The organism is Cereibacter changlensis JA139 (assembly GCF_003034985.1).
In the GTDB taxonomy this organism is placed as follows: Bacteria; Pseudomonadota; Alphaproteobacteria; order Rhodobacterales; family Rhodobacteraceae; genus Cereibacter; species Cereibacter changlensis.
Genome location: NZ_PZKG01000303.1, coordinates 1 through 1823 on the forward strand (window position 1 = coordinate 1; position 1823 = coordinate 1823).

The following is a 1823-nucleotide window of genomic DNA, read 5'->3' on the forward strand; positions in this document are numbered from 1 at the left end:
GCATCAGGCGGCCAGCGGCATCGAGGCGGCGCTGCGGACGCTGGCCGAGGGCGGCTTCGCCGACAGCTACCTGTCCGAGGCCGCCGCCTCCTCGGCGCCGGGGGCGCCGACCCCGCGGCCCGCTGAGCGCCGCCGGCTCACCCTGCGGCGAAGGGCCAGGGACGCGGCGCGGGGGCGATCCGCTCCCAGGCCCGCGCGGCGCGCAGCACGCCGAGGTCGTCGAACCGCGGTCCGGCGATCTGCAGGCCGATCGGCACCCCGGCGGAGTCATGGCCGCAGGGCACCGAGATGGCCGGCTGCTCGCTGATGTTGTAGGGCGCGGTGAAGCCGATGTGGGTCATCGCCCGGTTCACGTCATTGTCGGCGGGATAGGCCCAGTCGGCCGGGAAGCTGACATTCGGCGAGACCGGCGACAGCATCAGGTCCAGATGCGCAGTGGCGGCGACGGTGCGGCGGCGGATCTCGACCGTCGCGGCATAGGCGCGGAAGACCGCCTCGCCCGACTTGCCGAGCCCGGATTCCGCCCATTCGCGGATCAGCGGCAGCACCGCCGCACGTTGCGCGGGGTCCAGCGCCTGCACGTCCAGCCCGGCCCGCGTGCGCCAGAAATTGTCCAGCCCCTGCAGCAGCTCCGGCGTCATCCAGGGGTCGAGGATCTCCACCACCGCGCCGGCCTGCTCGAAGAGCCGCGCCGCGGCGGCGACAGCCTCCGTCACCTGCGGATCGACCGGCATGCCGCAGCCCGGCTCCAGCTGCAGCCCGACGCGCAGCCCGGCGAGGTCACGCTCGAGGTCGAGCCAGTCGAGCGGTTGCGGCGGCAGGGACATGTGGTCGCGGACATCGGGCTGCGACAGGACCGCCATGGCCATGGCGGCGTCGCGCACGCTGCGGGTCATCGGTCCGGCGGCGCGGCCCATGAAGGGCGGGTCGATCGGCACGCGGCCGAGGCTGGGCTTCAGCCCGACCAGCCCGCACCAGGCCGCGGGCAGCCGGATCGAGCCGCCGATGTCGGTCCCGAGGTGGATCGGCCCGTAGCCCGCGGCCCCCGCCACCCCTGCCCCGGCGCTGGACCCGCCGGGGTTCATCGCGGTGTTCCAGGGGTTGCGCGCCAGCGCGTGGAAGCTGGAGAGACCCGAGGAGAGCATGCCGAAATCCGGCATCGTGGTGCGGCCGAGGAACACCGCCCCCGCCGCGCGCATCCGAGCGGCGGGCGGGGCGTCCTCGGCGCGCGGGGTCATGTCGCTGACCGCGGTGCCGAGCGGCATCGGCACGCCCTCGGTGGCGATGTTCTCCTTGATGGTGATCGGCACGCCGTCCAGCAAGACGCCGTTGCTCATGATCTGCGCGCCCTGCCGCCAGCGCTGTTCGGAGCGCCGGGCGGCGTCCAGCGCCAGGTCGTGGTCGACGGTCCACATGCCCTTCAGCTGCGGCTCGCAGCGGTCGATCTGGGCCAGCACGTCGCGGGTCACCTCCACCGGGGACAGCGTCCCGCTGGCGAAACCCTCGATCATCCGGGCGGCGGTCAGTTCGTTCAATGCGGTCATCGGTCTTCCGTCCACTCAGTTGCGGGGCGCGGCATCAGCTGATCCTGGTCAGGAGTCCGGCGGCGAGGCGGGCGCGCTCGGCCAGGCTGTCGATGCGGATATGCTCGTCGAGCGTGTGCAGCCCCTTGCCGCGCACGCCGATGGAGTCCAGCGTCGGCACGCCCATCGCGCCGGTGAAGTTGCCGTCCGATCCGCCGCCGGCGCTGGCCTGCGACAGGTCGAAGCCGATCCGCGCCGAAAGCCCGCGCGCCAGCTCGTAGAGCTGCATCGTGCCCGGCT

Annotated in this window: 2 protein-coding genes; both read right to left on the reverse strand. The window is 73.5% G+C overall.

Features of this window, described 5'->3' with window-relative positions; all coding sequences use genetic code 11:
- Positions 1-137 precede the first annotated feature (137 nt).
- A complete protein-coding gene (locus C5F48_RS23465; protein ID WP_107666087.1) occupies positions 138-1544 on the reverse strand; it encodes an amidase in 1407 nt (468 codons plus the stop codon).
- Between the two features lie 34 nt (positions 1545-1578).
- The coding region (locus tag C5F48_RS23470) for a M20/M25/M40 family metallo-hydrolase (protein WP_146170747.1) at positions 1579-1823 on the reverse strand (245 nt) is incomplete at its 5' end.

Bases quoted from the DNA above. Each gene is read 5' to 3' on its own strand.
- C5F48_RS23465 (WP_107666087.1), bottom strand. From the start codon at position 1,544: ATGACCGCATTGAACGAACTGACCGCCGCCCGGATGATCGAGGGTTTC.